Source organism: Streptomyces zinciresistens K42, from assembly GCF_000225525.1.
In the GTDB taxonomy this organism is placed as follows: Bacteria; Actinomycetota; Actinomycetes; order Streptomycetales; family Streptomycetaceae; genus Streptomyces; species Streptomyces zinciresistens.
This window is the reverse complement of record NZ_AGBF01000328.1, coordinates 1-4,443: the sequence shown is the minus strand read 5'-3', so window position 1 is coordinate 4,443 and position 4,443 is coordinate 1. Positions and strand designations below refer to the sequence as shown.

Here is a 4,443-nt window from a genome sequence, read left to right as displayed (position 1 = left end):
TCCGAATGCACCCATGAATGCGAGGCTGATGATGACCACGCCCTGGCCGCCCCAGCGCACTGCGCGCCGTGCACTCGCCCCGCGCGTTGCCGCGCCCCGGGAGCCGGTCGACCCCGCCCGCATCGGCCGCCGCGTCGTACGGCGACGGGCGAAGGGGATGGACGCCGGCGCCGTCGCGGCGGCCCTCGAGGACGCCCGGTTCGACGCCCGGCAGGACTCGCGGCACGAGGACCTGGCTGACGACGTCCGCGGCCCGGCGGAGCTCGCGGAGTGGGAGCGCATCGCGCAGCTGCTCGCCGCCGCGGCGCCGGGCACCGTCTACGACCCGGACGCCGACGACGTCGTCCAGGCCGAGCTCGCCGCCGACGCCGCGGCCGCCGCCGCCCGGGAAGCCGAACACCGCGAGGCCGCCCGGGTCGCGGCCCGCGCCGATGAGCTCCAGGCGCTGCGCGAGCTCGGCACGCTGGAGCAGACCGAGCCCCGCGACGGGGACGAAGCCGTCCGCGACGAACTCACCCGGCGAGCCGGCGGGTACGTCCAAGCCGACGTCGACGCCTGGCTCGCCCACGCCCTCGCCGCTCACCTCGGGCACTACCGAGACCCGGCCGCCCGCGAGGCAGCAGCCGGCCTTCTCACCCCGCCGGTCCTCGCGCACGCCGCGCTGCTCGCCGAACTCGCCCGCCTGGTCCCCGGCGCCGACGTCGACCAGCTGGCGTTCGCGGCCCAGCTCGCCACCGCCCAACCCGAAGCAGCCGGTGACCTCGCCATGTTCCTCGCCCGCGTCCGGCCGTAGCGCAGCATTCGCACGGCCCGCTCCGGCACTATCCGATCTCGCCCGTGATCACCGAGGGTGACTGTCACGCTGTCACGCTCACCCGTGTCACGCGCCCCGATCCGGGTGTCACGTTGGGGTGTCACGTTGGCGGTTCGGCCCGGAACCACGGGCCCGACCCCCGGATTCGGGCCACGCGTCGATCAGCGTGACACCCTTCCCGGAGCGACTACGGTCCGCATCCGGGTTGGGGTCCCTCGCCCGCCTGAACAGTCCGGCCGATCTGTGTCATCTGTGTCATCGACCCCCTGTTTCCCCAGGTGGACACGCTCACTGTGTCACTGTTCAGCTGATCTGTGTCATCGGGCAGCGGGCTGGCACCGGCGCTCCGCAGCGCCCGAAGCCGGGGTCTCTGGGCCCTGGGCCCGCGCCCTCGTACGAGTCGGTTCGTCCGGAGTGGTCCCCAGGGCCTGGGGCGGCCGATACCGTGGGAGCAGACGCCAGTTCTGCCCCCTGGAGCCCTCGATGAGCGAACAGCCGGCCCCCGCCGACCACGCCCGGCAGCAGCTGGAACCCGCGGCCGCCGACGGGTTGCGCGCGTACGCGGCTCAGACCCGCGAGCGGGCCGACCAGTTCGCCGCCGTCCTTGAGGACATCGCGGCCAACGGACTTCCGTCGGTGGAGGACTGCACGCCGTGGGAGGAGCTGCGCGAGGCCCACCTCGCCCGGCTCGCCTCGCAGCGCCCGGCCGTCGCCTGATGCCCCCGCAGCACGGCCCGCGCCGCGCCCGCATCGCCTTCTCCGACTCCGCCGCCAAGCAGCTGGAGAACATCACCAGCGAGGCGGAGATCCACGCCCTGGACCGCGCCCTGGTCGTCGTCTCCGTCGACCCCGACATCGGCGAGGCCCTGCCTGGCGACTCCGCCGGCCCCCAGCTGCGCCAGTACACCGACGAAGTCGAGCGCGTACGCCTCCTGTACTGGGTCACGGCACTTCGCACGGTGGTCGTCGTCGCGTACATCGAGGTCTGACCAGCGACTTGCAGCACCGGCCCGCTGCTCCTGGTGCTGCTCGTGCTCCTGGTCGTGCTGCTCGGCTGCTGCACGGCGGGCCCGGCGTGCAGCGCTGTCTCCCACGGTCCAGGCGGGACATGGGTGCTGCTCGTGCAGCAAGGCCGGCCTCGGGGTAGCAGTGGGCGCTGCTGCTGCTCGCTGCACCGGGCCGCGGGTTGTTCTGGAGCAGCAGAACAACCCGGTTCACCTGGTGCTACCGGCTGCTCGGCTCGGCGGTGGCCTGCTGCTGCATGGGGCGCCCGCGTTTGTTCTGCTGCTCCAGAACAACCCGGTTTAGCCAGTGCTACCGGCTTGATCGCGGGCGGGCATGAAGAAGGCGCTGCACTCGGGGTGCAGCGCCTTGGTGCTTCGCGGGGCCAGGAGGCCGCTGGAGGGCCTGTGAGGGCCCTCGGTGGGGTGTTCAGCCGGTGGCGGCGAGGTTGGCTGTCTGGGCGGCGAACCGGGCCCGTCGCTGCTCGGTGAAGCGTTCGGGCTCAGCGGCTCGGATCTCCGGGACCGGCATGACGGGGGAGGAGACCGCGCCGCCGGTGAGCAGCGGGTGGAGCTGGTAGAGGCCGTCTTCCAGGCTCCAGGCGAGGCCGCACTCGCGGAGCTCCTTGAAGCCGCGGTTCACGGTCGGCTTGCTGGCGCCCAGCTCGGAGCACATCTCGTTCTGGCTGATCGCGGCGGTTCCGGTCTCCGGGTCGCTGAGGTAGAGCAGCTGGTCCAGGACGCGGCGGCCGGCGGTGGTGATGTCGACCAGGGCCAGGAGGCGCAGGACGTCACGGGAGATCGTGAGGGGTGCCTCTGTGGGAGGGCTGGGGACGTAAGAGCTGCTCACGGAGCCTCACCACTTTCGATCAGGTCGACGCTGTAACGAGGATATGCCGCGCGAGGTCATGCGCTCGCCTTACGGACGGGCCGCCGCTGCCGGAGCGTGACGACCTTCTCCCTGCGGCGGGCGGCCTCGGCGGCCTTCTTCTCCGCCTCCCGCGCCTGGCGCCACTCGGTGGGGTAGTCGGCGTGCGGGATGATGCAGGCCGGGCCCTTGGCGTCGTTCCAGAGCTTCTGCCACTTCTCCTGCTCGCCGGAGGTGCCGGCCACCGTCAGCCACGGGTTCAGCTGGAGGACCCCGCGCTTGGCGGTGCGCATCCAGCCGATGTGCGCGAAGAACTGCGACGCCTCGTTCACCGAGGCCGCCGACAGGTTGCACCGGGCCTGGAGGTCGCGCTGGTTGGTCTTCACGAAGCCGCGGGCGGCGGCGCGGGTCTGGTCGTCAGCGCGGTTGGCGTTCTGCAGCGCCACGAGCTTGCACCAGACCTGGAACCAGGAGCCGGGCATCTTCAGGCTGCCGAGCACGTCCATCAGCAGCCGGGCGTCCAGCACGTAGCCGCTGCACTCCGCGCTCGCGGCGAACTCCCGGCCCTTGATCTTCTCCACGCCCAGGATCAAGCCGCCCTTGCCGTCCGACCGCGCGACCACGCGCTCGCCGGGGCGGACGATCGGCAGCTGTTCCATCAGCACAGTCCTCCAGAGATGATCAACGTTTCGGTGAGCACGGTAGCACTAGGTAAACCGGCTTGTTCTGGAGGGGCAGAACAAACGGTGCCTCACAGTGACCTAACGACCCGTCAGGTTCGGGGTGACTTTGTTCTAGATCTCCAGAACACCCGGGAGCCGTTTGTTCTGGAGATCTAGAACAAACGGTTTCGCATCACCGCAGGTCAACGGCGGTTTCGGTGCGGAACGCTCTTATGTGTCACTAGACACCGGCTGACTCCTGAACCCCGGCCGCCACGCCGCGCACCGCGCGGCACAAGCAGCTGGCAGCGACGGGCGTGTCGCCGCCGACCGCCACCGGTTCGAGGGGGCCGGCCTCCGTGGCTGAGCTCGCTTCGCGTGCGGCACCGTGACCCGGTGCGGGCTCGGGACAGCAGCAGCGGCTCTGAGTCTTGGGTGGTGCCGGCCGTGACGCTCAAAAGCAGCGAGGCGTGGCCGGTGCCGGTGGACGGTTCCGCCGCCCGGCCCGGGGGGCCGTTCGGCTCCGATACCTCCGGACGCCGGAATTCAGCCTTTCCGATATCCGGGGTACTGTTCTGTGGCTGAGGTTCGCAGCGTCCCAATTTCGTAATTCCTTGCCTGAGTGGGGGTGCGAAATACCGGTGCTGACCACTCATCAAATCGTGCGCTCCGCCCGGATGGTTGGGGGGTGTCCCGTGTTTCCGCCAACGGTACATGCTGCATCAACCTGATGCACGCGGTACACTGGAACCCACACGAACGAGCGACCCCCCACCCCTCGTAGCCAGCCCGGCCCGCGACAGTGGGCCCCAAGGTTCTGGAGGCGCAGCCGGAAGGACCGTCAGGCGGGGGAGCGCAGCGGACCCGCCCAGGAGTGCGGAGCACTCCCCAACTCCCTTACTGGAGGCCCCACTAGCCGCACCTGACACCCCGCCAGCCACGGCCGCGCGATGCGCGGCCAGCCGGGCGCGCAGCGGCCGGCCCCACTGCCTCCTGGAGCGCAGCGGAGGGAGGCGCCCGTGCTCCGCACGGGCCAGCGGGAGCGCAGCGACCGCCCCGCTTGCACATCGCGCAGCGATGTGGTACCCGCTCCGCGGG

General features: G+C 71.1%; 5 protein-coding genes. 3 read left to right on the top strand and 2 right to left on the bottom strand.

Translation table 11 applies throughout. From position 1 onward, the window contains the following. The 3 genes from SZN_RS35615 to SZN_RS35605 all read left to right on the top strand — a co-directional run. On the top strand, positions 1-793 hold a 793-nt coding region (locus tag SZN_RS35615; protein ID WP_244313485.1), incomplete at its 5' end, for a hypothetical protein. A gap of 504 nt (positions 794-1,297) precedes the next feature. After that, positions 1,298-1,531: a hypothetical protein gene (locus SZN_RS35610; protein WP_007505103.1), complete on the top strand. Its 234-nt coding sequence runs from the start codon at positions 1,298-1,300 to the stop codon at positions 1,529-1,531. Continuing rightward, positions 1,531-1,803, top strand: coding sequence for a hypothetical protein (locus SZN_RS35605; RefSeq protein ID WP_007505100.1), 273 nt, complete (start codon positions 1,531-1,533; stop codon positions 1,801-1,803). The genes SZN_RS35610 and SZN_RS35605 overlap by 1 nt, the downstream gene beginning before the upstream one ends. Before the next feature lie 442 nt (positions 1,804-2,245). Here SZN_RS35605 and SZN_RS35600 read toward each other — a convergent pair whose 3' ends face one another. Both SZN_RS35600 and SZN_RS35595 read right to left on the bottom strand, forming a co-directional pair. After that, positions 2,246-2,665: a helix-turn-helix domain-containing protein gene (locus tag SZN_RS35600; protein ID WP_007505099.1), complete on the bottom strand. Its 420-nt coding sequence runs from the start codon at positions 2,663-2,665 to the stop codon at positions 2,246-2,248. 56 nt (positions 2,666-2,721) lie between these two features. After that, complete coding sequence (locus tag SZN_RS35595) at positions 2,722-3,342, bottom strand: hypothetical protein (protein WP_007505096.1); 621 nt, start codon at positions 3,340-3,342, stop codon at positions 2,722-2,724. Between the last annotated feature and the right edge of the window lie 1,101 nt (positions 3,343-4,443).

Bases quoted from the DNA above. Each gene is read 5' to 3' on its own strand.
- SZN_RS35595 (WP_007505096.1), bottom strand. From the start codon at position 3,342: ATGGAACAGCTGCCGATCGTCCGCCCCGGCGAGCGCGTGGTCGCGCGG.
- SZN_RS35610 (WP_007505103.1), top strand. From the start codon at position 1,298: ATGAGCGAACAGCCGGCCCCCGCCGACCACGCCCGGCAGCAGCTGGAA.
- SZN_RS35605 (WP_007505100.1), top strand. From the start codon at position 1,531: ATGCCCCCGCAGCACGGCCCGCGCCGCGCCCGCATCGCCTTCTCCGAC.